This window comes from Neorhizobium tunisiense (assembly GCF_039631515.1).
GTDB lineage: Bacteria > Pseudomonadota > Alphaproteobacteria > Rhizobiales > Rhizobiaceae > Neorhizobium.
In genome coordinates this window covers 214658-238122 of record NZ_JBDIUU010000003.1, presented here as the reverse complement: position 1 = coordinate 238122, position 23465 = coordinate 214658, and the positions used below count along the sequence as shown (strand labels likewise).

Sequence of the window (23465 nt, the reverse complement as noted above, 5' to 3'; positions counted from 1 at the left end):
GGGCAAGCGAATGTTCGTAAGGGATTGACGGGTTTGGGCGTATTTTTCACGGGCGAAAAAAATCATCCCCGGCAGAGACCCCTCCCCGGAGGCCGCAACCCTACAGCCCGCCCTGCCACACCCGCACCGCATCGACCGGCCAGACGAGCATCAGCACGTTGAGCGTCAGGTTGTCGCGAATGATGTACCCGGTCGCCAGCTCGAAGAAGATGGCGATGGCGACTGTCAGCCAGACCGGCAGCCGCGAAGCGGCGAGGAAACCGAGCGCCATGAACACCGTGTCCATCGCCGAATTGAGGATGCTGTCGCCGGTATAACCGAGCGCCATGGTCGCCGTGCGGTAGCGGTCGATGATCAGCGGGGAATTTTCGGCGATCTCCCAGGCCGCCTCGATCAGGATGGCCAGCGAAAGCCGGGCGGTCTGCGGCGCTCGGCGCAGGATCAGCCAGCCGAGACCATAGAAGAGAAAGCCGTGGATGATATGCGACGGCGTGTACCAGTCGGAGAGGTGCTGGGAATTGCCGCTGGTATTCACCCCGCCTTCCCAAAACTTCACATAACCGCATTCGCAGATCGGAATGCGGCCCATGGCGTAAAGGATGGCGATCTGGAGCAGAAAGAGGATGACCGCGGCGAGAAGCCAGCGCCGGGAAGACGAGCTCGATGGGGAGAATTCCGCAGCCGTCACTTTTCAGCCTCGGTGTTGCCTGCCGGCTCCTGGACCGTATGGCGCATGATCAGCGGCATCTGCGTCATGGTGAAGATCAGCGTGATCGGCATCGTACCCCATACCTTGAAGGCGACCCAGAAATTATCCGCCGCCTTTACGTCGGGCAGGTAATAGGCGTTCGCGCCCCTCCACACGACTTCGTTGAGGACGGCGAGAAACAGGAAGAACATGCCCCAGCGGATGGTCAGTTTGCGCCAGCCGGCTTCATCGAGCTGGAAGGCCGCATTGAAGACATAGCCGAGAAGCGATTTGCCGAACAGTAGCCCGCCGAGCAGTACGACGCCGAACAGCGTGTTGATGATCGTCGGTTTCATCTTGAAGAACAGCTCGTCCTGCAGCCAGATGCCGAGCCCGCCGAAGACGAGGACAACGATGCCGGAAATGAAGGGCATCATAGGCAGGTGGCCGAGCACGACCTTCGAGACGACGAGCGAGATGACCGTCGCGACCATGAACAGGCCGCTGGCGATGAACAGCGGGCCACCGAGCACCGAAAGCCACGGAAAAGTCGCGGCAAGCCATTCCCCGCGCAGATTGGCGAAGAAGAAGACGAGCAGCGGCCCGAGCTCAAGCGAGAGCTTCAGCATCGGATGGTGCCGGTCGGCAGCGGTGGGCGTGGTATCGCTTTCGAATTTCATAAACTGGTCAAACCTGCTTCGTCCTGCCTTGGCCCTGCGCGAGTGCCAAGGCAGATTTGTGGCATCAATGGGCAATCCCGGCAATGGCGCGCGCAAAATCCTGCGCCTCGAAGGGTTCGAGGTCGTCGACCCCCTCGCCCACACCGATGAAATAGACCGGCAGCTTGTGCTTGGCGGCAATCGCCACGAGAATGCCGCCGCGCGCCGTGCCGTCGAGCTTCGTCATGATAAGCCCGCTCACCCCCGCAACGTTCCGGAAAATCTCGACCTGGTTCATGGCGTTCTGGCCGGTCGTGGCGTCGAGCGTCTGCAGCACGGTGTGCGGCGCGTCGGGATCCAGCTTGCCGAGCACGCGGACGATCTTTTCGAGTTCGGCCATCAGCTCAGTGCGGTTCTGCAGCCGGCCGGCGGTATCGATGATCAGGACGTCAGATTTGTTGGCGCGCGCCTGCTCGTAGGCGTCATAGGCAAGGCCGGCCGCATCGGCGCCGAGCTTGGTGCCGATGAAGCCCGAGCCGGTGCGGTCCGCCCAGATCTTCAGCTGTTCGATGGCGGCCGCGCGAAAGGTGTCGCCGGCGGCGAGCATGACCTTGAGGCCGGATCCGGAGAGTTTTGCCGCCAGCTTGCCGATCGTCGTGGTCTTGCCGGTGCCGTTGACGCCGACCACAAGGATGACATGCGGCTTGTGATTGAGATCGAGCGCCAGCGGCTTTGCGACTGGGGCAAGAACCCTGGTGATCTCGGCGGCCATGATCCGCGACACGTCCTCGCCGGTCACGTCCTTGCCGTAACGCTCGGAAGAAAGCGCCCCGGTGACCCGCATCGCGGTCTCGACCCCGAGATCGGCCTGGATCAGCAGGTCTTCGAGCTGTTCCAGCGTATCCTCGTCCAGCTTGCGCTTGGTGAAGAGCGCGCTGATCTGGCCGGTGAGCTGCGACGACGTGCGCGCAAGGCCGGCGCGCAGGCGCTGGAACCAGGTGAGTTTCGGCTCGGGGGCGGCGGGTTCGGGCGTGGGTTCCGGGCGGGCGGTGGAGAAGCCTCTGGGGAGGGTGGGTTCTGGCGGCCGCTCCAGCCCTTCGCTTTGGCTCAGGGCGTTCGTTGCTGCAATCGATTCACTGGATCGATTGCTCTGCTCCGCAGACCGCTCCTCACCCCCCTCTGTCCTGCCGGACATCTCCCCCTCAAGGGGGGAGATCGAATCGTGGGAGGCTTCCTGCTCCAAATTCGATCCCGAAACCGTGGCACCGGCAGCAAAGTCAACAACATCAGTGCCGGATGTCGGGCGCGACGGCGCATCCGTAATCTCCCCCCTTGAGGGGGAGATGTCCGGCAGGACAGAGGGGGGTGCTTCCGCGGATGCAACGCCCTCTTCTTCAGCCTCGGCTTCCGCCTGCAGCAGCGACAACGGCACCATGCCAATATCCGACGCGGCCTCGACACCCGAAAGCAGCGCCGGCTCATCCTCTTCGGCAGTCTCCGGCTCTGCCGGCTCGACATTCTCCGCCGCCACATCCGAAACCGGCCCGCCAGCCGTCTCGATCTCCGCCGGCGCGACAGGATCAACGGGCGAGACCTGCAGGTCTTCGTCGCGCGACTTCGGCTCTAGTTCCGCCTGGATGGCGGCGAGATCCTCCGGCTTTACCGCATCGGGTGCCGGTTCTTCGGCGGGTTTGCCGAAGGTGAAGACGCGTTTGATGAAGCCCAGTGCCATGAGAACCTGTTCCGGTTACGCCGCCCGAGACGGGACAAGGGCGGGCGTGACCTGCATTTCCAGATGTTTGCCGTTATGGCCGGTAATCGTAACCCGCGTGAACTCGCGGGGAACAAGGCAAGGCACGGCCACCAGCGAAAAGTTTTCCGTATGCGCCATGCCGTTGTTCTCGACGATGATCGCCTGCTCGGTGCCGACCATGCGGTCGAGATGGGCGCGATGCAGCACCTCGCCGCGCGCCCGCAGCCGCGCCGCCCGGTCCTTGACCAGCGCCCGATCGACCTGCGGCATGCGGGCCGCCGGCGTGCCCGGGCGGGGGCTGTACGGGAAGACGTGCAGGAAGGAAATGCCGGCCTCTTCCGAGAGCGTCGCGGCGTTCTCGAACATTTCTTCGGTCTCGGTGGGGAAACCGGCGATCATATCCGCCCCGAAGGCGATCTCCGGTCGCAGGCGCCGCGCCTGCTCAGTGAAGGAGAGTGCTTCGGCGCGTGAATGGCGGCGCTTCATCCGCTTCAGGATCATGTCGTCGCCATGCTGAAGCGACAGGTGCAGATGCGGCATGAACCGCGGCTCGTCGGCGATCAGATCCCAGAGATGTTTGTCCGCCTCGATGCTGTCGATCGAGGACAGGCGAAGGCGCAGAATCTCCGGCACCTGCCTGAGCAGTGTCTTGGCCAGATAACCGAGCGACGGCTGGCCCGGAAGGTCGGCGCCATAGCTGGTGGCATCGACGCCGGTCAGCACGATTTCGCGATAACCGCTTTCCGTCAGCCGCCTGGCCTGATCGACCACGGCACCCATCGGCACCGAGCGGGAATTGCCGCGGCCATAGGGAATGATGCAGAAGGTGCAGCGATGATCGCAGCCGTTCTGCACCTGGATGAAGGCGCGCACATGGCCGTCGATATGCTTCACCATCTGCGGCGCGGTGGCGCGCACGCTCATGATGTCGTTGACGCGCAGTTTCTCTTCCGCCGAGACGCCGAAATCCGGAAGGGCCCGGTAAGAGGCGCTTTTCAGCTTCTCCTCGTTGCCGAGCACGACATCGACTTCCGCCATCTCGGCAAAGGTGTCTTTTTCCGTCTGGGCGGCGCAGCCGGTGACGATGATGCGGGCATGCGGGTTTTCGCGCCGCGCCCGGCGGATCGCCTGGCGGGCCTGGCGCACGGCCTCGCCGGTGACGGCGCAGGTGTTGACGAGAATGGCGTTGTTGAGCCCGGCCTTTTCGGCCTCGGCGCGCATCACTTCCGATTCATAGGTATTGAGCCGACAGCCGAAGGTGATGACCTCGACGCCGCTCAATTGACCCGAGCCTCCAGCTCGCCCCTTTGATCAGCATCGGCGTCACGCCTAAAACTGCCGTTCTGCGGATCGACCTTGCCGGACCACTCCCATTCGGCGGGACCGGTCATGACGACGTGATCGTCTTCGCCCCACTCGATGACAAGCGGCTGGCGGACCGGGCTGGAGGCAACGTCTATCGTCACCATGCGGCCGGTGCGCCCGGTGCGGGCGGCGGAAACCGCGGCGGCGCAAGCGGCAGAACCGCAGGCCAGTGTCAGGCCGGCGCCGCGCTCCCAGGTGCGGGTGCGCAGCGACGACTTCGACGTGACCTGCGCCAGCGTGATATTGGCCTTTTCCGGAAACATCGGATGGTTTTCGAGTAGCGGGCCAAACCGTTCGAGATCGAAGCCCATCGGATCGCTCGTCACCCAGAAGACGGCATGCGGATTGCCCATCGACATCGCCGACGGCGAATGCAGGATCGGCGCATCGATCGGGCCGATCTGCAGTTCGATGCGGCTGGTATCGAAAAATTCCTCGGCCAGCGGAATGCGGTCCCACTCGAAAACCGGCTTGCCCATGTCGACCGAGATCGTGCCGTCCTCATGCTCGACGGCATTGAGGATGCCGGCGACGGTCTGGAAGGTAAAGGTCTTGCGGCCGGTCTCGGCGGCGAGCGCCTGCACCACGCAACGCGTGCCGTTGCCGCAAGCCTGCGCCATCGTACCGTCGGAATTGAGGATATCGATCCAGGCATCGGTCCCTTCAGCCTTCGGATCGTGGATCGCCATGATCTGGTCGAACTGGGTGGCCGGATCGGCATTGAGCGCGATAGCAGCGTCAGGCGTCACCTTGTCGATGCGCCCGCGCATGTCGACGACCAGGATCTTGTTGCCAAGCCCGTTCATCCGCGCGAATTCCACCAGTTCCGTCATGACATCGATCCATTCCGGGCCGACTGCCCGCTTATCGGGCTGTATATGGCGGAAAAGGCAGGGAATTACCAGTGGGGGCTTCCCTCAGTGCGGCGGCGGTCACGCCTCAGACGAAAAACTCGTCCACCAGCGCATGGACCCGCCGAAACGCCGACTTGGCGCCTTCGACCATGTCCGCGTCCTCCGCCTCGGACATCTCGAACCCGTTGAAGGAAGCAACGAAGGTGCGCCAGTGCAGGCCGCGGCCGGCGGGGTGGCCGGCGAGGTGGCGGGCGCCGAATTCTTCGGATAGCCCGAGCCTAGCCGCCTGCTTCAGGAGGAAGGCGGCGCCGAGGTTCGAGCCCTCGGCGACGTAAAGCCAGCCGAGTGCGGCCGGGGTACCCAGCCCATCCGTCCTGGCGGTGAGGACGGGCGGCTCGCTTCCGGTCACATCGGCGATATCCTGCCGCAGTGCTTCAAGCCGGACGCGGCTCGGAAGGTCGGGGACGAGGCGATTGAGCCGCGGATCGAGATAGAGGGGATCGACATCCGTATGGAAATGATGCTGCACGGCGAGGAACAGCGCGTAACGCTCGCGGCTGCCGAAGGGATCGGCCGCCATGATGCGCTTGTCGAGGCGCTCATGGGTGGCGTCGGTGAGAGCCTTCAGACGCTGGATCCGGGTCGGTGCGGCGGGAGCTTCGAGTTCGATCTGCATTATGTTTTCCGTTTCGAATATTTTAGAATTTGGCGGACAGCGTTGCCCGGATTGTTCGTCCGGGAGCGGGAGTGAACCCATCGAGCGCATCCACGTAAAATCGATCTGTCAGGTTCTCCGCCTGGAGATCGAACGTCAAGTGGTCGGTGATCTTGTAGGTGGCGAACGCATCGACGGTCGTATAGGGAACCCACATGCCCGTATACATCCGGGCGTCCTGCGTGACCGGCGACAGGCGTGCGCCGCCATGCGTGAAGCGGGTGCCAAAACTCAGCCTGTCGTCGAAGAGGCGCATGCCGAGCGTCAGGCTCGCCATGATTTTGGGCGGCATGTGGTTGGCGGCATAGTCCATCGACACGGTCGTGTCCGAGCAGGTGGAAAGGGTGCGGCAGAACTCATAGCTCAGATACTTGGTAACCGATCCTTCGCTGAAGAACGGGCCGGCCTCGTAGGAGCCGGAGATTTCGATACCTGAGAACCGGGTGCTCCTGAGATTATCGAAGGTGAAGACCGGCTGGCCCGGCCCCGCATTGGAGGGCACGCGGGAAATATAGTCGGCGTAGTTGTTGTTGAAATAGGACAGCTTGAGACGCAGCGCGTCGTCCGCGAGCAACAGGCCATCCTTACTGTAGTTGACGCCGACTTCCCAGTTCTTCGAGACCTCGGGCTTCAGATAGGGGTTCTGGATGACGTTACCGTCATTGCCCATGGTTTCGCGCATGGTCGGCGGGCGCATGCCTTCGGCATAAAGCGCGTAGAACTGCAGCCCTTCGATCGGCTCCACGATGGCGCTGATGGACGGGTTGAACCGGCCGCCTTCCTTGTGGCGGATGCCGGTCCTGGATTCGATACCCTTGTCGTTCATCCAGTAACCGTCATAGCGCAGCCCGGCATTGAAGGTCAGCCAGTCGGTCGCCTCCCACTGGCCGTCGGTGAACACGCTGGCGATCGACCGGTTGCCAATGCTTGGATCCATCGGCACCCCGCGGTCGGTCGTATGACTGCGGCTGAAATAGCGCCTGGAATCGATATCCTCGAGCAGGTAGGACACGCCGTAATTGGCCTTGAACGGCCCGTATTCCGTGTCGAACAGGCTTGTGTTCGAAATGTCGCCGCCCCAGGTATGGGTCATGGCGTAGCGGGGATCGTCACCCGGTATGATGTTGAATTGCGGGTAATATAGACCGAGACCCGTCGACATGGAGTTCTGATCGACGATGCTTAGCCATGCATTGACCTTCAGATTGATCAGGTCGCTCGGGTTGTAGCGATAGCGGCTGGTGAAGGTGTCGGTCGTGACATCAGATAGCGGCGCCTGCCGGAATGTGTTGTCTCCGGAGGTCAGAAGCGACGTCATGATCTGGCCGAACTGGCTTTCATAGCGGACATAGCCCAGCTCCAGGCTCTGGTCGTCGTCAAAGCGAAGCGTACCCTTGGCGAGAAACGAGGTGGATTCGTTGGACGAGTTGAAAACCTCCTCGCCCTGCTTGGTCCGCGAGAGGAACTGGTTGCTGCCCTGCAACTCGTAATAGTTCTTGCCGTGCTTGCCGGCGAAATAGTTGCCGCGATAGCGGCGGGCACCGGCAATGACGAAATCGAAATTGTCCTGCACCGTACCGAACGCGAAGCTGCCCGAGCCATTGGTGAAATCGAAGAATTCAGCCGAATCCGTCTGCTGGTCGTAGGAATTGACCGTGAAATCCTTCGTCGTGTTGTCCTGAGCGCCGATCTTGATGCGGCCGCCATATTGCTTGCCGTCCTCAACGATATCCTTGGCTTTCAGCGTGGTGATCTCAACAACGCCGCCATTGACGCCGGCACCCACCGCGCCGCCAGTCGGTCCCTTGGAAATGCCGACGCCGCCGATCAGGTCCGGATCGATATAGGTGCGGTCATCCACGCCGCCGTAACCGCGCCAGGTGGTTGTCGTCTGCTGCGTGCCGTCGATCGCGACCCGAACGCGGTTCTGGCCCTGCAAGCCCCGGATGTTGACATTGACTGAGCCGCTGCTGTGATTGTTGGCGGAAATGACGCCCGGTACATTCTTGAATACATCACCCGCGCTGGAACCGCGAAAACGCTGAATCTGCTCGGACGATATATAGCTCGTCGAGCCCGCCGTCTCGTAAGGCGTATCCACGCCCTCGCTATCCCCGTCACGAAGCACGATCGGCTTGAGCGTCGTATCGTCCGACGCATCCGGCAGGCTCGCCGCCGAACCCGCAGCTGCAGCCTCCAGCGTCACCGTATAGCCGCCGCTTGACCGGAAGGAAACGCCGGTGCCCGACAGCAGCCGCGACAGGGCGGCAGGCGGCGTCAGCGAACCGGTCACGCCGGCCGTAGTCTTCCCGGCAGTGATTTCGCTGCGATAGACGAGACGCAGGTCGGTCTGGCGGCCGAGTGCGAGAAGTGCGTTTTCAAGCGGCCCGGCGGGAATGGAAACGGCGACCTGCTGCGATTGGACGCCTTGCGCCGGCTGCTGTGCGATGGCCGGAGCCATGCCGCCCAGCAAGGAGGCGCAACCAAGCGCGATCCTGACATGCCGCGAAGAAAGCGGCCCGCTCAAACTCATTTCAACCCCCTGCACTCAAACATCGTGACCGCTTTCTTCGCGGCCCCGATGGTTATGAGTGAAAGAGGAGCCCACCTCCTGACGTGGACTTTCAAAAAAAGATGATTTCGATACTCATATTTTCTGACGGCATGTCTTCAGCGCGAACGGACCAGGGTGACCCAGTCGGAAAGCCGGATGATGCGGATCGGCAGGCTCTCCTGCAGGGCTGTGAAAGCCTGATCGACATCATTCACGGCAAAGACACCGCTGACCCGCAGCTGCGAGGCCTGGTCGTCAAGCACCATGATGCGGCCCCGTTGGTAACGGCCGATCTGGCCGAGCACCTCGCCGAGCGGCCGGCCGGAAAAGACCAGCTTGCCGCTGCGCCAGCTCGTCAGATCGGCGACATCGCCGGAACCGGTCGTCAGGCGGCCATCGGCGCCGAGATGGGCGGTACCGCCGGTTTCGAGCACCGCGCGCTGGGAGCCGGAAGTCACCGCCACATGCCCCTCCTCGACCATCACCTCGTCGCGCTCGCCGACCCGCACCGCATAATGGGTTCCGAGCGCGATTGCCTGGGTTTCGTCGCCACTGACGACGAAAGGCCGTGCCGGGTTCGGGGTGACGTCGAAAAAAGCTTCGCCGCGCAGGACCACGATCCGGCGCTCGGTCTGGCCGTATCGCACCTTGATTGCACTATCCGTGTTGAGCGTCACCACCGACCCGTCATCGAGGTCTATGCGCTGGATGACGCCAACCGGCGTGTAGAAATCCGAACGATACCGGGCGATGAGGCCGGTCTCGTTGGCGATGATGCCAAGACAGCCCATCAGAAGCAGAGCTGCGATGCCACCGGCGACCGCCCGACGCCGTCGCGGCGCGACCGTTTTCGGCACCGCAACGAGATCGCCCCACAGAGAGCTCATCTCTTCAAAGGCGGCCGCGTGAGCCGGATTCTGCATTTTCCAGAATTCGAAGCGGCGGCGATCCGCATCGGTCGCGTCGCGGGATCCGAGACGCGCGACCCAGCCTGCCGCCGCCTCCGCAATTGCATCCTCACGCGCCTGGTCTGAAACTTTAGTCATGCGCAATCCCCCCGGCGGGAGGCAATGCCGCAAGGCGGGCCTGACGGCAAGCCATGAGTGCACGGATGATGTGTTTTTCAACCATGTTCCGAGAGATTCCGAGCTTCTCCGCAATCTCTCCGTTGGAAAGCCCTTCGAGCCGGCTGAGCACGAACACGACCCGGCATTTCGGCGGCAGGGCGGAAATCGTCTCGATCAGAAGCCCAAGCTGCTGGCGGGCGGCGACCACGCGCTCCGGGCTTGGCGCGTCGTCGGCAACCTGCGTCTGGTCCAACTCATCGCTGAAAAGCGCGCTGTCGCGCATCAGTCGGGCGGTGATGCCATGGGCGACGGACCGAGCGACCTGGAAAAGATAGGCACTTGGATTGCGCAGATCCTCCTTCGGCGATGCCGTCAGCAGCCGCAAAAAAGTCTCCTGTGTCGCATCCACCGCATCCTCCCTGTTGCGCAGACGCCGAAGAAAGAACCGCAGCAGCTTCCCCTCCTCGGTCTGCTGCAATCGCTCGATTTGGCTGATGTCCAAGTCCGTAACCCCAAGGCCGAAACCTGCCCGACCAACGGCTCGCGTTTAGCGCCGCCTAAAAAGAGGCGCAACATCAATGATTTGGAATGGATCCAAAGAGCATCACAAGAAGATGATAATAATACTCATGTTTTAATGCGAAATCAGCGGGTTGGGCAGCCGGGCATTGAGATTGAAATTTTTGCCGCTTCGGGGCCATCTGTCGCGATTTCGCAACAGATCCGGCGTGTTCAGACGGAAATCGTCGGCACTTCGAAGACTTGGCCGGGCCGCATGGGGCGGAAGCGGTCGCGGGAAATGCGGCGTGTATCGAGAGCGGCGTGAAGCGCCGCCAGGGGCTGCTCGATCCCTTCATCGGTCAGCTTGAACGTGCCCCAATGATGCCCGGCTACGAAAGCCGCATCACAAAGGAGCATGCCCTCCACCGCCTCGTCCGGGTTCTGGTGCTGCGCCTGCATGAACCAGCGCGGTTCGTAGGCGCCGAACGGCAGGTTGGCGAGCCGGAAAGCCCCGTGTTTTTCGCGCGCGGCGCGGTAGTTGATACCCTGGTGAAAACCCGTATCGCCGATATGGTAGATCTTGGCCGCACGAGTTTCGATAACGAAGGCGGCCCAGAGCGCCATGCGCCGGTCGCCCACGCCGCGCGCCGACCAGTGATGGCAGGGCTCGCAATGCAGGACCATGCCGGGCGCGATCTGCTCTTGGCCGCCCCAATCCATCACCGTGATCTTCGCATCCTTGACATGCGAGCGGATGAGCGCGTCATTGCCGAGCGGCGTGACGAAATGCGGCTTGTCACGGCCCTGCAGCACCCAGAGGGTTTCGAGATCCATGTGATCGTAATGGTTATGGGTGACGAGCACGACATCGATCGGCGGCAGGTCGCCGATGCGGATGCCGGGCGGATTGACCCGCTTCGGACCGGCGAAGCGCACCGGGCTGGCGCGATCGTCCCAGACCGGGTCGGTCAGGATGTTGAGGCCGGCGACCTGGATCAGCATCGCCGCATGCCCGACCATGGTGACGGTCAGGCGATCGCCCGCGACGCGGGTTTCCGGCACCGCCTGCGGAAACGGGCTCGGAAAGCTGTCCGGCCAGGCGATATTGTTGCCGCCGAGTTTCCAGCGCAGCAGGTCAAGCCCGCCGCGCGGTTGCTCGCCACCCGGATTGAAGAAATACGTTCCGTCGAAATGATCGGAGACCGGACCGGAATAATACTTGTTGGCAGCCATGGCTCCCCTTGCCGCGAACCCGCCCACGAGGGCGGCGATCGCACCGATGCCGGACCATTTCAGGAATTTTCGTCGATTCATGGGAAATGTCTATCAGCGCGCTCTTACACCTGGGAAGAGACGTTGCGTGGGCGAAGAACACATTTACGCGACTTCGACATCCGTTTTGGAGAAATCGTCGCCAACGAAAAGGAGCGGAGACCGGAGAGTCTTTGCTGTGGCGTAGGAAAAGCAGTCGCCGAAGTTCAGTTTGGCCGGATGCCCAACGAACCTGCCGTAAGTACGCGCGGCTTCGAGGGCGACAGCATGCAACCCGGCAGGAAGAGCTACTTCAATGGCGCCTATTTCCTTCAAAAAGCCCTCGACAGAAATTTCCGTCTTCGCAATGAGATCGGGCGGCGTTGACGCGTGCTCGCCAAGCGTAGCTATCTTCCTTTGGCGCGACAAAGCGACGACCGCCTCAAAGACGGCAAGCGAGGAATAGTAAACCTGACCTTCCGCAGCCTCTATACGATCGAGCAAAGACGCTCCCGCATCTTCTTCTTGCAGGATTGCAACGATTGCGGAAGCATCGAGAAACATCAATACTCCCACATCTCATCCATAAAGGCCTTTTCATCGAAGTTCGGGTCGCGCGGACCAAGTTCGGCAATCTGGCGTTGGTATTTTTTGACCCGCTCCGCGAGCGGAATATCTTTATCGGCCCGCTTCAGCTCGTTCTCCAGCGCCACCCGCACAGCTTCCGTCTTGGTTTTCGTGCCGAGCCGCCGCATGACTTCATCAGCGAGTTCATTCACTTTGGCGTCGCGTATATAGAGGGACATGGCTACCATCCACCGGTTTGAATATTCAATATAGAGCAATTGAATATCCCCGCAAGCGGGCGGCACAGTCGATGTGCCAGCCTTGACTTTCCCACCCGCTTGTTGTTTAAGCCCGCCATCTGCTGACAAGTTACGACTTGGAGCCGCCGACCGGGGCCGATAGACTGAGCCCGGAGGTCAACACCCGACAGCGCGTTGCGCCCTCGGGTGCTTTTTGGCTTTGTCTCTTGTTTTTGGCGGATGAGAACCCGACGTTTCGGTCATCCGAAACGCGAGAAGGAAGAAACGATGTTCGAAAGCCTCCAGGACCGTCTTGGCTCCATCTTGAGTGGACTGACCGGCCGTGGCGCATTGAGCGAAGCGGATGTGTCCGCCGCTCTGCGCGAGGTTCGCCGTGCCCTGCTCGAAGCGGACGTGGCGCTGGAAGTCGTGCGCTCCTTTACCGATAAGGTGCGCGAAAAGGCCGTTGGCGCCGAAGTCCTGAAGTCGATCAAGCCCGGCCAGATGGTCGTCAAGATCGTCCATGACGAGCTGATCGAGATGCTCGGCTCCGAAGGGGTCGGCATCGACCTGCATGCGGTCGCCCCGGTCGTGATCATGATGGTCGGCCTCCAGGGCTCCGGCAAGACGACGACGACGGGCAAGATCGCCAAGCGGCTGACCGATCGCGAGCGCAAGAAGGTGCTGATGGCATCGCTCGACACGCGCCGCCCGGCAGCACAGGAGCAGCTGCGCCAGCTGGGTGTCCAGACCGGCGTCGATACGCTGCCGATCATCGCCGGCCAGTCGCCGACCGAGATTGCCGCGCGCGCCGTGCAGGCCGCCAAGCTCGGCGGCCATGACGTCGTCATCCTCGACACCGCCGGCCGCACCCATATCGACGAGCCGCTGATGGCGGAGATGGCCGAGATCAAGCGCCGCTCCAACCCGCATGAAATCCTGCTGGTCGCCGACTCGCTGACCGGCCAGGACGCCGTCAACCTCGCCCGCAATTTCGACGAGCGCGTCGGCATTACCGGCCTCGTTTTGACCCGCATGGACGGCGACGGTCGCGGCGGTGCGGCCCTTTCGATGCGCGCCGTCACCGGCAAACCGATCAAGCTGATCGGTACCGGCGAAAAGATGACGGAGATGGAGGAATTCCATCCCCGCCGTATCGCCGACCGCATTCTCGGCATGGGCGACATCGTCTCGCTGGTCGAGAAGGCCGCGGAGAATATCGACGCCGACAAGGCGCGCGCCATGGCCGAAAAGATGGCCAAGGGCAAATTCGACCTCAACGACCTGGCCGAACAGCTGAAGCAGATGCAGTCGCTCGGCGGCATGGGCGGCATCATGGGGCTGATGCCCGGCATGAGCGGCATGAAGGACAAGCTTTCGGCCGCCGGCATGAGCGACAAGACATTCGCCCGCCATATCGCCATCATCCAGTCGATGACCAGGGCCGAGCGCGCCAATCCCGACATGCTGAAGCACAGCCGCAAGAAGCGCATCGCTGCCGGCTCCGGCACGGACGCCGCCGAAATCAACAAGCTTCTGAAAATGCACCGCCAGATGGCCGACATGATGAAAATGATGGGCGGCAAGGGCAAGGGCGGCATGATGAAGCAGATGATGGGCGGCCTTGCCTCGAAGATGGGGCTTGGTGGCATGGGCGGCGGAATGGGTGGAATGGGCGGCATGCCCGACCTTTCCAAGCTCGATCCGAAACAGCTCGAAGCGCTGCAGAAGCAGGCGGAGGCCGCAGGCTTCAAGCCGGGCTCGATGCCCGGTCTTCCAGGGGGAGGCCTTCCAGGTGGTGGCATGCCGGGTATTGGCGGGGCCAAGCTGCCCGGCCTCGGCGGCGGTTTCCCCGGTCTTCCGGGCCTGCCCAAGAAGAAGTGAGGGAGGACACGCCGATGGTTGACCCCGAGGTCAAAGCGAAACTTGCAAGCTATCGCCAGTCGATCGACAACATCGACGCGGCGCTGGTGCACATGCTGGCGGAGCGTTTCCGCTGCACCAAGGAAGTGGGCGTCCTCAAAGCCCAGTACGATTTGCCGCCGGCCGACCCGGCGCGCGAAGAATTCCAGATCGAGCGACTTCGCCGCCTGGCGAAGGAAGCGCATCTGGACCCGGATTTCGCCGAGAAGTTCCTGAACTTCGTCATCACGGAAGTCATCCGGCATCATGAAGCCATTGCCGCCGAACACGTCGGCACGAAGACGGCATGAACAAGCCCGCCTCACGGCGGGCACAACAAGAACCCGGCCCGCCGACGGCGGCCCAGAAAAACCTAGGAGTAATTGCAATGTCCCTGAAAATTCGTCTCGCCCGCGGCGGCTCCAAGAAGCGTCCGTACTACACCGTCGTCGTTGCTGACGCCCGTTCGCCCCGCGATGGCCGCTTCCTCGAAAAGCTCGGTTCCTGGAACCCGATGCTCGCCAAGGACGATGCCAAGCGCGTCGAACTGAACGCCGACCGCATCAAGCATTGGCTCGACAACGGCGCCCAGCCGACCGACCGCGTTCTGCGCTTCCTCGCCGAGGCCGGCATTGCCCAGCGCGAAGCCAAGAACAACCCTGGCAAGGGCCAGCCGGGCAAGAAGGCCCAGGAACGCATCAAGGAACGCGCCCAGAAGGCCGAAGACGCAGCAGCCGCTGCCGCCGAAGCATAAGCTTCGCGACCATTCTTTCCTGAACGACGGGCGGCGCGGCAACGCGCTGCCCGTTTTGCTGTTTGCTTTTGATCGCGCAACGCTTAAATGAGCGCACGACAACCGAGACCACGACCTTTATGACCAAGCTCGAAAATCCCGTTCTGATGGCGACCATCGGCGCCGCCCAGGGTCTCCGGGGCGAGGTGCGGGTGCGCACGTATACGGCCGATCCGACCGCGCTCGGCGATTACGGACACCTGCACAGCGAGGACGGAAGGGTGTTCGAGATCCTCGAAATCCGCGAGGCGAAGAACATCGCGATCGTCCGTTTCCGCGGCATCAACGACCGAAATGCGGCCGAGGCACTGGCCGGCCTCGAACTGTTCATCGAACGCGACAACCTGCCCGACGACGAACTCGAGGAGGACGAGTTCTATTACGCCGACCTGGAAGGCCTCGAAGCAGTCGACCAGGAAGGCAAGAGCTACGGCACGGTGAGCGCGGTCTACGATTTCGGCGCCGGCGATCTTCTGGAGCTGAAAGGCCCCGGCCGCCGTCCTGCCCTCATCCCCTTCTCCGAGGCGGCAGTGCTGGAGATCGACCTCGAAGGCGGCAAGATCGTCATCGATCCGCAGGCGGCAGGGCTTGCCGAGAACCCGGAAGACGACGGCGCCGCACCGGGTTTCCCCAAAAAGGGCAAGTAGGCGCGATGACGTTCCGTGCCACCATCCTGACCCTCTACCCGGAGATGTTTCCGGGCCATCTGGCCTTTTCGCTCGCCGGCAAGGCGCTTGAGCGCGGACAATGGTCGGTCGACACGGTGCAGATCCGCGATTTTGCCGAGGACCGGCACCGCACCGTCGACGACACGCCGGCCGGTGGCGGCGCAGGAATGGTGCTGAAGCCGGATATTCTGGCAAAGGCGATCGACAATGTCTCTGAAGGTGACGACTTGGCCGCGGGGCGCCCGCGCCTGCTGATGAGCCCGCGCGGAAAACCGCTGACCCAGGAGAGAGTGCGCGAGCTAGCGGCCGGCGACGGCGTGGTGATCGTCTGCGGCCGGTTCGAAGGCGTCGACCAGCGGGTGATCGATGCCCGCAATCTCGAAGAGGTCTCGATCGGCGACTATGTTCTGTCCGGCGGCGAGCCGGCGGCGCTGACCCTGCTCGACGCGATCGTCCGCATCCTGCCGGGCGTCATGGGCAATGCGCTGTCAGGCACCCATGAAAGCTTCGAGAACGGGCTGCTCGAACATCCGCAATATACCAGGCCGCAGGTGTTCGAAGGCCGGGAGATCCCGGCCGTTCTGACCTCGGGCAACCATGCGGCGATCGAGAAATGGCGGCTGGAAGAGGCGCGGAAGCTGACCGCCGAGCGGCGGCCGGATTTGTTTGCAGGCAACGCCGAGTAACCCCCTCATCCGAGACCCGTCGGGCCACCTTCTCCCCGCTGGGGAGAAGAAAGTTTATGCCGCGACCTCTCCGTTCCTCCTCTACCCTTGGGGAGAGGGTGGCCGAGCGAAAGCGGAGGCCGGGTGAGGGGGCGGCTGGCTCGGCCGGCCACGAAATAACAGGCTCACCCCGTCACGAAATAATAAACCGTCAGCGCCGCACCGACGGCGACCACGCACCAGCGCAGAACCGCCTGCGGCACCCGCCGCGCCATCCACACGCCCGCATAACCGCCAAGCGCGCCGGCCGGGATCATCACCAGCGCCTCCGGCCAGGCAATGACGCCGCCGCCGACGAAGACGACGATGGCGACGGCCGCGATCAGGATCGCCAGCATGTTTTTCAGCGCATTGAGATGGTGATAGCTGCCGCCGGTGGTGACGCCGAGGACGGCAAGCATCATGATGCCCATCCCCGCGCCGAAGAACCCGCCATAGATCGCCGTCAGGAATTGTCCGATGACGGAACCGGGAGAATTGGCCGACCGTTCCGCCGACGCCTTCGGCTTCAGCCAGGGACCTGCGGCAAACACCGCCGTCGCGGCCGCCAGCAGCCATGGCACGAGCGCGCGAAAGGACGGATTGTCGAGCGACAGCAGCAGGAAGGCACCGCCGAAGGCCCCGGCGACCGAAACGAGCGACAGAACGAGCGCGCTGCGCCAGCGGCTGGAAATCTCGTCCCAATAGGCGATCGTCGAAGTGACATAACCCGGAAATTGCACGATCGAGGACGTCGCATTGGCTAGGATCGGCGGAATGCCGGCGAGCGTCATCGCCCCGAAAGTCAGAAAGGTCCCGCCGCCGGCGATCGCGTTGACCGCGCCGGACAGGAAGCCCGCCGCGGCGAGCAGGGCTATCATTGTGATTGTCATTGATGTTTCCTCATCCCTGGCCCTCAGATAGCGGCTTGCGCGAAAGGCGGCAATAGCAGGCTTTTTCGTCATAAAATCGCAATCAACGGGATGACAAACCCAAGTCTTTCGTGTATTGGCCCAGCCGGAAATGGGAAATATCCCGTCGACCAGCAACAAAGAATGGCGAATTCGCTCTGCCGAAAAGGCAAATCCCCAAGGCTTCGACCAAAGGGATAGACCCTGAGCGCTCTGGCTGTTTCAGAAGAACCAAAGGTTTGAGACGATGAATATCATCCAGGAATTGGAAGCCGAACAGGCCGCCAAGATTGCAGCCAAGCGCACGCTTCCGGAATTTTCCGCCGGCGACACGCTCCGCGTCAATGTGAAGGTCACGGAAGGCACCCGTACCCGCGTGCAGGCCTATGAAGGCGTCTGCATCGCCCGTTCCGGCGGCGGCATCAACGAAAGCTTCACCGTTCGCAAGATCTCCTACGGCGAAGGCGTCGAGCGCGTATTCCCGGTCTACTCGCCGATGGTCGAAAGCGTCGAAGTCGTTCGCCGCGGTAAGGTCCGTCGCGCCAAGCTCTATTACCTGCGCGATCGTCGCGGCAAGTCGGCTCGTATCGTCGAAGACACCGGCGTTCGCGCCCGCAAGCTGAACGACGCCGAGCGTCAGGCCGTTGCCGAAGAAAAGGCACGTATCGAAGCCGAGAAGGTTGCAGCAGCCCAGGCTCTCGCCGCCGAAAAGGCAGCAGCGGAAGCCGCTGAAGCAAAGGCCGCTGCTGAAGCAGCCGAAGCCGCCAAGGCCGCTGAAGCTTCTGCCGAATAAGCCTCCAACATCGATTTCGAAAAGGCGGTCTTCGGGCCGCCTTTTTCGTTTCGGACCATCGCTGGCAACGATGCGCCTTGCCATCCGGTTTGGACATGTGAGAGTTTTCCGCCCGACCGTTTGCTTGAGGAGTTTCCCGATGCCCGCCCGTCGCACCGTCCTCGCTGGCCTTGCCGCACTTCTCCTCTTGCCCGCGGCGACGTTTGCCGCCGAACTTCCCAATCTCGACGGCCGCACCGTGGTGGTGGTGACGGAAAACGCCTATCCGCCGCTGCAATTCGTCGATCCGAAGAGCGGCAAGGCGATCGGCTGGGAATATGACGCGATGAACGAGATCGCCAGGCGGCTGAATTTCAAGCTCGAATACCAGAGTACCAGTTGGGACGCGATGATCCAGGCCGTCTCCGACGGGCAATACGACATCGGCATGACCGGCATCACCATCAAGGACGATCGCAAGCAGCAGGTCGATTTCTCCGATCCCTACATGCGCTCGCAACAACTGATGCTGGTGCGCGGCGAGGAGAAGCGCTTCACCGACGCCAAGAGCTTTGGCGCCCTGACGACCGGGCTGATCGGCGCGCAGCCGGGGACGAGCCCGTTCTACACGGCGGTCTACGCGATCCTCGACGGCAACGAACAAAACCCGCGGATCAAGCTGTTCGAGACTTTTGGCGCGACGGTGCAGGCACTGAAGGCGGGAGACGTCGATCTGGTGCTGACCGACAGCACAGCCGGCGATGGTTACGTCAAGGCATCCGGCGGTTCCTTGAAGCTGATCGGTCAGCCGCTCGGCACCGAAGATTTCGGCTTCATCTTCAAGAAGGGTTCGGATCTCGTTTCGCCGGTCAACGCCGCGATCGCCGCGCTGAAAGCCGACGGTACGCTCGATGCGCTGAACAAAAAGTGGTTCCTCGACTACAAGATGGGTGAGTAGAGGTATGGCGCCTCCGCGCCGCAAGGCATCGCAGCCGCAGGATTTCCCCTGGTGGCTGGTCGCCTTCGGGATCCTTTGCTTCGGCCTTGCGGCGGTCATCGCCCTCAACGACCTCTATTCCCAGGTCTTCAACGTCGTCGCCAAAGGCATCGGCATCACAATCGGCGTGACGCTGACCGCATTTTGCCTGGCGACGCTGCTGGGGCTCGGCATCGCGCTTGCCGGGCTTTCCGGCAATGTCGTGCTGAGGCAGGCGGCGCGTTTCTATATCGAGCTCATCCGCGGCATCCCTATCCTCGTCCTGCTCTTCTACATCGCCTTCGTCGGCGCGCCGGCCTTCGTGACGCTCTACAATTGGGCGCTGGCGCCGCTGATCGAGGGCGGCTGGGCCGAGGCGCTTCTGGTGCGCGACGTCTCCCTGCTCTGGCGGGCGATCATCGCCCTGACGATAGGTTATGCCGCCTTCATCGCCGAAATCTTTCGTGCCGGGTTCCAGGCCGTCGACATCGGCCAGATCGAAGCAGCAAAGGCACTGGGCCTTACCCGCTGGCAGCGTTTCCGGCTGATCGTCTTCCCCCAGGCGATGCGGGTGATCCTGCCGCCGCTTTCCAACGACTTCGTCTCCATGGTGAAGGATAGTTCGCTCGTTTCGGTGCTCGGCGTCGCCGACATTACCCAGATGGCCAAGGTCTATGCCGCCGGCTCCTTCCGCTTCTTCGAGACCTATTCGATCGTCACCTATATCTACCTGCTGCTGACGATCGGCCTGTCGCTCGCCCTGCGCGGCTTGGAAGGACGTTTGCGGAGAAGAACAGAGCGATGAGGCGGCGCGGAAGCCGCCTCACCGTTTCAACCTCTGCCGAGCGCCAGGCGCAGGGTGATCTCGACCGGCGAATAGTCGCCGTCCTCGCGCTCCAGCCGGTATTGCTCGGCAAGCCCGAGCGGCGGCTGCGCCATGAAGCGCGGCTCTGTGCCGCGATGTTTCTGGGCTGCGTGGACGAGCAGCGGGTGGCACAGATAGACGGTGCCCGCCTCGCCCGTCGCCAGCGCTTCCAGGCGATCGGCTCCAACCGCCTCCAGCATCATCGGCCCCATGCCGGCCTCTCCTGCCGGTTCCAGCAGCCGCGCCATCTCCATGTGCGAGCCCGGCCGGATGCGGGTCGGCGCGTCGTTCTCGCCGACATCCGAGAATAGGAAGAGCATCAGCAATGCCCGGTCCCGTGAGGTGTAGTTCGCCCGCCAGTTGGAGAAATCGTACTGCTCATCGGGATTGGAGCTCGGGCCGGGAAAGCTGAGGTCCACGTGCCAGCCGTCGTCGCCGGCACTGTCGGGATGCGGGAAGCGAATCGGAAAGCTGCCGAGCCCGCTGCGCGACAGCCAGCGCCCCTTGCCGACCAGCTGGTCGAAGGCCCTGTGCAGCACCGGCATATTGACGGCGGTTTCGAAAGGCCCGCCGCCATATCCCGGCAGGCGGATGACGGGCTGTGTCCAGGTGGTCGGGTCGTTGCGGTCGAAAGGAATGTCGCGCCACATGATATCGCGGGCCTCGGCAGCGACATCTTTAGGAAAAGCGTGGTCGATCCGCGCGAACCCGTCGCGGATGAAAGCCTCGATCTCGGCAGCGGACAGCGCCCGCGCGTCGGCAGGATAATGATCGGTCATCGGGAAATCTCTCGTTCGCTCTCCACCGGGCGGCACGCGCAGTGCTCGGGGCGGAGGTTTCGGTCATGAGCCATCGACAGCCGAAAGGCTGCTATCCGGGCTCGTTGTCTTCATTGCCCGCTCAGGCGGTTATGAATAAAACCGAAGCGATATGGAGAATGTTCATCATCATCGTGGGTCTAGGCTAACGTCTGCGCCCCGCAACGTCAACGACGGCAGGGCGCAGTATCGTTCAATAGACTTCCGGAACGTACATGTCCGCCGGCACCGGATGGCGGATGTAATCGTCGTTCCGAACGCGGCCCGGCAGGTCGATCTGCTCCTTCGGCACGGTCTCGTAAGGCACCTGGGCGAGAAGATGGGAGATCATGTTGAGCCGCGCCTTCTTCTTGTCAACGGCCTGCACCACCCACCACGGCGCTTCCGGAATGTGGGTGCGCTGGAGCATCTCTTCCTTGGCCTTGGTATATTCTTCCCAGTGGACGCGGCTTTCGAGGTCCATAGGCGACAGCTTCCATTGCTTCAGCGGATCGTGGATGCGCATCTTGAAGCGGAATTCCTGCTCCTCGTCGGTGATCGAGAACCAGTATTTGACGAGAATGATGCCGGAGCGGACCAGCATGCGCTCGAATTCCGGCACCGAACGGAAGAACTCCTCCAGCTCGTCCTTGGTGCAGAAGCCCATGACGCGCTCGACGCCGGCACGGTTGTACCAGGAGCGGTCGAACAGCACCATTTCGCCGGCCGTCGGCAGATGCGGCACGTAGCGCTGGAAATACCACTGGCTGCGCTCGCGCTCGGTCGGGGCCGGAAGTGCAACGGTGCGGCAGACGCGCGGATTGAGGCGCTGGGTGACGCGCTTGATGGCGCCGCCCTTGCCAGCCGAGTCGCGACCTTCGAACAGCACGACCATCTTCAGCTTCTTGTACTGCACCCAGTCCTGCAGGCGGACGAGCTCGTGCTGGAGGCGGAAGAGCTCCCGGAAATAAATCCGGCGGTCGATCGTTGCCTCGGCGGGCTCGGACATTCCCTCGGCGACCAACTCGTCGAGCCGGTCCTCTTCCATCTGCAGTTCCAGCTCTTCATCGAAGCTGTCGGCGATCTCCTCCTTGATGCGGCTGAGCTGGTCTTGCATCGGTTCGGACATGGTGGGCATTCCTCCGTTATGGAAACTCAGATCAACCACGTTTCCGCGAAGGCTTTATGACAGAGATGCGACGGATTTTCTGCGAAGCAATTCGATTGCCGATTTCTTCGGAAACTGCTATTGCAGCGGCCATGGGATCGAAATTCGGATGCCTCGCGAACCATATCGTCGTGCTGCAGGACCACAAGCGTCTGCCGGCACGGTTTTTCGCGCGGGTATCCGGGGCGCTTTGCGACCGACTTAGCTGATCTTTTCAGCTTGCGGCAGCCCGTGCTGCCGGACACCCATTTCCTGTTTCAGTCAGCTTTACGGACAGCAGCCATGAGCGCACCCCGCACCCTTTACGACAAGATCTGGGACGACCACGTCGTTTCCGAAGATGAAAACCACACCTGTCTTCTCTACATCGACCGTCACCTCGTTCACGAGGTGACGTCGCCGCAGGCCTTCGAAGGCCTGCGCATCGCCGGCCGCAAGGTCCGTGCTCCGGAAAAGACGCTCGCCGTCGTCGACCATAACGTGCCGACCACGGCCGACCGCCACGAAGGCATCAAGAACGAGGAAAGCCGCATCCAGGTGGAAGCGCTTGCCCAGAACGCCCATGACTTCGGCGTCGAATATTATTCGGAAAAGGACGTCCGCCAGGGCATCGTCCACATCGTCGGCCCCGAACAGGGCTTTACCCTGCCGGGCATGACCATCGTCTGTGGTGACAGCCACACCTCGACGCACGGCGCCTTCGGCGCCTTGGCGCATGGTATCGGCACGTCGGAAGTGGAGCACGTGCTCGCCACCCAGACGCTGGTGCAGAAGAAGGCGAAGAACATGCTGGTGCGCGTCGATGGCCAGCTGCCGCCGGGCGTCACCGCCAAGGACATCATCCTTGCCATCATCGGCGAGATTGGCACCGCCGGCGGCACCGGCCATGTCATCGAATTCGCCGGCGAGGCGATCCGCGCGCTCTCCATGGAAGGCCGCATGACAGTCTGCAACATGACGATCGAAGGCGGCGCCCGAGCCGGCCTGATCGCGCCGGACGAAAAGACCTTCGAATATATCAAGGACAAGCCGCGCGCCCCGAAGGGCAAGGCCTGGGACATGGCGCTCGACTACTGGAAGACGCTGCAGACGGACGAAGGCGCGCATTTCGACAAGGTGGTCGTGCTCGACGCCGCCAACCTGCCGCCGATCGTCTCCTGGGGCTCCTCGCCGGAAGACGTGATCTCGGTCGAGGGTTCCGTTCCGAACCCGGACGATATCCAGGACGAAACCAAGCGCACCTCCAAATGGCGCGCTCTGGAATATATGGGCTTGAAGCCCGGCACCAAGATCACCGATATCGCCATCGACCGCGTCTTCATCGGCTCCTGCACCAACGGCCGCATCGAGGACCTGCGCGCCGCAGCCAAGGTTGTCGAAGGCCGCACCGTCGCCTCGACCGTGTCCGCCATGGTCGTCCCGGGCTCCGGCATCGTCAAGGAACAGGCGGAAGCCGAAGGTCTCGACAAGATCTTCAAGGACGCCGGTTTCGAATGGCGCGAGCCGGGCTGCTCGATGTGCCTGGCGATGAACGACGACCGCCTGAAGCCGGGCGAGCGCTGCGCCTCGACCTCGAACCGCAATTTCGAGGGCCGCCAGGGTTACAAGGGCCGCACCCATCTCGTCTCGCCGGCCATGGCCGCCGCAGCCGCGGTCGCCGGACATTTCGTCGACATCCGCGAGTGGAAGTAAACGT

Annotated in this window: 24 protein-coding genes; 9 read left to right on the top strand and 15 right to left on the bottom strand. The window is 62.6% G+C overall.

All coding sequences use genetic code 11. The annotated features are described in order from the left end of the window. Window positions 1-100 precede the first annotated feature (100 nt). The 12 genes from ABCW43_RS15235 to ABCW43_RS15180 all read right to left on the bottom strand — a co-directional run bounded on the left by ABCW43_RS15235 (window position 101) and on the right by ABCW43_RS15180 (window position 12213). Entirely contained in the window at window positions 101-688 is a 588-nt protein-coding gene (locus ABCW43_RS15235; RefSeq protein ID WP_345925871.1) for a DUF2585 domain-containing protein, read from the bottom strand. Beyond that, a complete protein-coding gene (locus ABCW43_RS15230; protein WP_345925869.1) occupies window positions 685-1368 on the bottom strand; it encodes a septation protein A in 684 nt (227 codons plus the stop codon). The genes ABCW43_RS15235 and ABCW43_RS15230 overlap by 4 nt, the downstream gene beginning before the upstream one ends. 64 nt (window positions 1369-1432) lie before the next feature. Beyond that, the gene (gene ftsY / locus ABCW43_RS15225) at window positions 1433-3079 is read right to left on the bottom strand and encodes a signal recognition particle-docking protein FtsY (protein ID WP_345925867.1); all 1647 of its coding nucleotides are present in this window, start codon (window positions 3077-3079) and stop codon (window positions 1433-1435) included. A gap of 15 nt (window positions 3080-3094) precedes the next feature. After that, window positions 3095-4381 (bottom strand): tRNA (N(6)-L-threonylcarbamoyladenosine(37)-C(2))-methylthiotransferase MtaB, encoded by a 1287-nt coding sequence (gene mtaB, locus ABCW43_RS15220; protein WP_345925865.1) that lies wholly within the window; start codon window positions 4379-4381, stop codon window positions 3095-3097. Continuing rightward, window positions 4378-5298, bottom strand: a complete 921-nt coding sequence (gene dapF, locus ABCW43_RS15215; RefSeq protein ID WP_345925863.1) for a diaminopimelate epimerase — start codon at window positions 5296-5298, stop codon at window positions 4378-4380. The genes mtaB and dapF overlap by 4 nt, the downstream gene beginning before the upstream one ends. 106 nt (window positions 5299-5404) lie before the next feature. Continuing rightward, window positions 5405-5995: a biliverdin-producing heme oxygenase gene (locus ABCW43_RS15210; RefSeq protein WP_345925861.1), complete on the bottom strand. Its 591-nt coding sequence runs from the start codon at window positions 5993-5995 to the stop codon at window positions 5405-5407. Between the two features lie 22 nt (window positions 5996-6017). Beyond that, window positions 6018-8567: a TonB-dependent receptor gene (locus tag ABCW43_RS15205; RefSeq protein WP_345925859.1), complete on the bottom strand. Its 2550-nt coding sequence runs from the start codon at window positions 8565-8567 to the stop codon at window positions 6018-6020. Window positions 8568-8704: 137 nt separating this feature from the next. Then, complete coding sequence (locus ABCW43_RS15200) at window positions 8705-9634, bottom strand: FecR family protein (RefSeq protein WP_345925857.1); 930 nt, start codon at window positions 9632-9634, stop codon at window positions 8705-8707. Beyond that, window positions 9627-10157 carry an RNA polymerase sigma factor gene (locus tag ABCW43_RS15195; RefSeq protein WP_345925855.1) on the bottom strand — a complete coding sequence of 177 codons (531 nt, stop codon included), beginning with the start codon at window positions 10155-10157 and terminating at the stop codon, window positions 9627-9629. Before ABCW43_RS15195 ends, ABCW43_RS15200 begins: the two co-directional genes overlap by 8 nt. 230 nt (window positions 10158-10387) lie before the next feature. Next, window positions 10388-11470: an MBL fold metallo-hydrolase gene (locus ABCW43_RS15190; RefSeq protein ID WP_345925853.1), complete on the bottom strand. Its 1083-nt coding sequence runs from the start codon at window positions 11468-11470 to the stop codon at window positions 10388-10390. Between the two features lie 63 nt (window positions 11471-11533). Next, entirely contained in the window at window positions 11534-11971 is a 438-nt protein-coding gene (locus ABCW43_RS15185; protein ID WP_345925851.1) for a type II toxin-antitoxin system VapC family toxin, read from the bottom strand. Beyond that, complete coding sequence (locus tag ABCW43_RS15180) at window positions 11971-12213, bottom strand: type II toxin-antitoxin system VapB family antitoxin (protein WP_037081435.1); 243 nt, start codon at window positions 12211-12213, stop codon at window positions 11971-11973. Before ABCW43_RS15180 ends, ABCW43_RS15185 begins: the two co-directional genes overlap by 1 nt. 288 nt (window positions 12214-12501) lie before the next feature. Here ABCW43_RS15180 and ffh point away from each other — a divergent pair, with 288 nt between their 5' ends. The 5 genes from ffh (at window position 12502) to trmD (ending at window position 16262) form a co-directional block, all read left to right on the top strand. Continuing rightward, the gene (gene ffh, locus ABCW43_RS15175; RefSeq protein WP_345925848.1) at window positions 12502-14097 is read left to right on the top strand and encodes a signal recognition particle protein; all 1596 of its coding nucleotides are present in this window, start codon (window positions 12502-12504) and stop codon (window positions 14095-14097) included. A gap of 14 nt (window positions 14098-14111) precedes the next feature. Next, entirely contained in the window at window positions 14112-14426 is a 315-nt protein-coding gene (locus ABCW43_RS15170; protein ID WP_345925846.1) for a chorismate mutase, read from the top strand. Between the two features lie 77 nt (window positions 14427-14503). After that, window positions 14504-14869: a 30S ribosomal protein S16 gene (gene rpsP / locus ABCW43_RS15165; RefSeq protein ID WP_345925845.1), complete on the top strand. Its 366-nt coding sequence runs from the start codon at window positions 14504-14506 to the stop codon at window positions 14867-14869. A 119-nt stretch (window positions 14870-14988) separates the two neighbouring features. After that, complete coding sequence (gene rimM, locus ABCW43_RS15160; protein WP_345925843.1) at window positions 14989-15555, top strand: ribosome maturation factor RimM; 567 nt, start codon at window positions 14989-14991, stop codon at window positions 15553-15555. 5 nt (window positions 15556-15560) lie between these two features. Further along, complete coding sequence (trmD, locus tag ABCW43_RS15155) at window positions 15561-16262, top strand: tRNA (guanosine(37)-N1)-methyltransferase TrmD (protein WP_345925841.1); 702 nt, start codon at window positions 15561-15563, stop codon at window positions 16260-16262. Window positions 16263-16426: 164 nt separating this feature from the next. On the opposite strand, the gene ABCW43_RS15150 is transcribed toward trmD, so the two are convergent. Beyond that, window positions 16427-17173, bottom strand: coding sequence for a sulfite exporter TauE/SafE family protein (locus ABCW43_RS15150; RefSeq protein ID WP_345925839.1), 747 nt, complete (start codon window positions 17171-17173; stop codon window positions 16427-16429). A gap of 265 nt (window positions 17174-17438) precedes the next feature. On the opposite strand from ABCW43_RS15150, the gene rplS reads away from it, so the two are divergent. The 3 genes from rplS (at window position 17439) to ABCW43_RS15135 (ending at window position 19744) form a co-directional block, all read left to right on the top strand. Beyond that, window positions 17439-17984: a 50S ribosomal protein L19 gene (rplS, locus tag ABCW43_RS15145; protein WP_345925837.1), complete on the top strand. Its 546-nt coding sequence runs from the start codon at window positions 17439-17441 to the stop codon at window positions 17982-17984. Window positions 17985-18123: 139 nt separating this feature from the next. Further along, window positions 18124-18921, top strand: coding sequence for a transporter substrate-binding domain-containing protein (locus ABCW43_RS15140; RefSeq protein WP_345925835.1), 798 nt, complete (start codon window positions 18124-18126; stop codon window positions 18919-18921). 4 nt (window positions 18922-18925) lie between these two features. Then, the gene (locus ABCW43_RS15135) at window positions 18926-19744 is read left to right on the top strand and encodes an amino acid ABC transporter permease (protein WP_345925834.1); all 819 of its coding nucleotides are present in this window, start codon (window positions 18926-18928) and stop codon (window positions 19742-19744) included. A gap of 26 nt (window positions 19745-19770) precedes the next feature. Here ABCW43_RS15135 and ABCW43_RS15130 read toward each other — a convergent pair whose 3' ends face one another. Together ABCW43_RS15130 and ppk2 are read right to left on the bottom strand one after the other, a co-directional pair. Continuing rightward, window positions 19771-20583 carry a phytanoyl-CoA dioxygenase family protein gene (locus tag ABCW43_RS15130; RefSeq protein ID WP_345925832.1) on the bottom strand — a complete coding sequence of 271 codons (813 nt, stop codon included), beginning with the start codon at window positions 20581-20583 and terminating at the stop codon, window positions 19771-19773. Between the two features lie 232 nt (window positions 20584-20815). Continuing rightward, a complete protein-coding gene (gene ppk2, locus ABCW43_RS15125) occupies window positions 20816-21730 on the bottom strand; it encodes a polyphosphate kinase 2 (RefSeq protein WP_345925830.1) in 915 nt (304 codons plus the stop codon). A gap of 321 nt (window positions 21731-22051) precedes the next feature. Here ppk2 and leuC point away from each other — a divergent pair, with 321 nt between their 5' ends. Further along, window positions 22052-23461 (top strand): 3-isopropylmalate dehydratase large subunit, encoded by a 1410-nt coding sequence (gene leuC, locus ABCW43_RS15120; protein WP_345925828.1) that lies wholly within the window; start codon window positions 22052-22054, stop codon window positions 23459-23461. Window positions 23462-23465: the final 4 nt, after the last annotated feature.

What these genes read in the sequence shown, in the direction of transcription:
- ABCW43_RS15205 (WP_345925859.1), bottom strand. Translation starts at nt 8,567, where the DNA reads ATGAGTTTGAGCGGGCCGCTTTCTTCGCGGCATGTCAGGATCGCGCTT.
- ftsY (WP_345925867.1), bottom strand. Translation starts at nt 3,079, where the DNA reads ATGGCACTGGGCTTCATCAAACGCGTCTTCACCTTCGGCAAACCCGCC.
- rpsP (WP_345925845.1), top strand. Translation starts at nt 14,504, where the DNA reads ATGTCCCTGAAAATTCGTCTCGCCCGCGGCGGCTCCAAGAAGCGTCCG.
- rplS (WP_345925837.1), top strand. Translation starts at nt 17,439, where the DNA reads ATGAATATCATCCAGGAATTGGAAGCCGAACAGGCCGCCAAGATTGCA.
- rimM (WP_345925843.1), top strand. Translation starts at nt 14,989, where the DNA reads ATGACCAAGCTCGAAAATCCCGTTCTGATGGCGACCATCGGCGCCGCC.
- ABCW43_RS15135 (WP_345925834.1), top strand. Translation starts at nt 18,926, where the DNA reads ATGGCGCCTCCGCGCCGCAAGGCATCGCAGCCGCAGGATTTCCCCTGG.
- ABCW43_RS15140 (WP_345925835.1), top strand. Translation starts at nt 18,124, where the DNA reads ATGCCCGCCCGTCGCACCGTCCTCGCTGGCCTTGCCGCACTTCTCCTC.
- ppk2 (WP_345925830.1), bottom strand. Translation starts at nt 21,730, where the DNA reads ATGTCCGAACCGATGCAAGACCAGCTCAGCCGCATCAAGGAGGAGATC.
- dapF (WP_345925863.1), bottom strand. Translation starts at nt 5,298, where the DNA reads ATGACGGAACTGGTGGAATTCGCGCGGATGAACGGGCTTGGCAACAAG.
- ffh (WP_345925848.1), top strand. Translation starts at nt 12,502, where the DNA reads ATGTTCGAAAGCCTCCAGGACCGTCTTGGCTCCATCTTGAGTGGACTG.
- leuC (WP_345925828.1), top strand. Translation starts at nt 22,052, where the DNA reads ATGAGCGCACCCCGCACCCTTTACGACAAGATCTGGGACGACCACGTC.
- ABCW43_RS15230 (WP_345925869.1), bottom strand. Translation starts at nt 1,368, where the DNA reads ATGAAATTCGAAAGCGATACCACGCCCACCGCTGCCGACCGGCACCAT.
- trmD (WP_345925841.1), top strand. Translation starts at nt 15,561, where the DNA reads ATGACGTTCCGTGCCACCATCCTGACCCTCTACCCGGAGATGTTTCCG.
- ABCW43_RS15180 (WP_037081435.1), bottom strand. Translation starts at nt 12,213, where the DNA reads ATGTCCCTCTATATACGCGACGCCAAAGTGAATGAACTCGCTGATGAA.
- ABCW43_RS15130 (WP_345925832.1), bottom strand. Translation starts at nt 20,583, where the DNA reads ATGACCGATCATTATCCTGCCGACGCGCGGGCGCTGTCCGCTGCCGAG.
- ABCW43_RS15200 (WP_345925857.1), bottom strand. Translation starts at nt 9,634, where the DNA reads ATGACTAAAGTTTCAGACCAGGCGCGTGAGGATGCAATTGCGGAGGCG.
- ABCW43_RS15170 (WP_345925846.1), top strand. Translation starts at nt 14,112, where the DNA reads ATGGTTGACCCCGAGGTCAAAGCGAAACTTGCAAGCTATCGCCAGTCG.
- ABCW43_RS15210 (WP_345925861.1), bottom strand. Translation starts at nt 5,995, where the DNA reads ATGCAGATCGAACTCGAAGCTCCCGCCGCACCGACCCGGATCCAGCGT.
- ABCW43_RS15190 (WP_345925853.1), bottom strand. Translation starts at nt 11,470, where the DNA reads ATGAATCGACGAAAATTCCTGAAATGGTCCGGCATCGGTGCGATCGCC.
- ABCW43_RS15150 (WP_345925839.1), bottom strand. Translation starts at nt 17,173, where the DNA reads ATGACAATCACAATGATAGCCCTGCTCGCCGCGGCGGGCTTCCTGTCC.
- ABCW43_RS15185 (WP_345925851.1), bottom strand. Translation starts at nt 11,971, where the DNA reads ATGTTTCTCGATGCTTCCGCAATCGTTGCAATCCTGCAAGAAGAAGAT.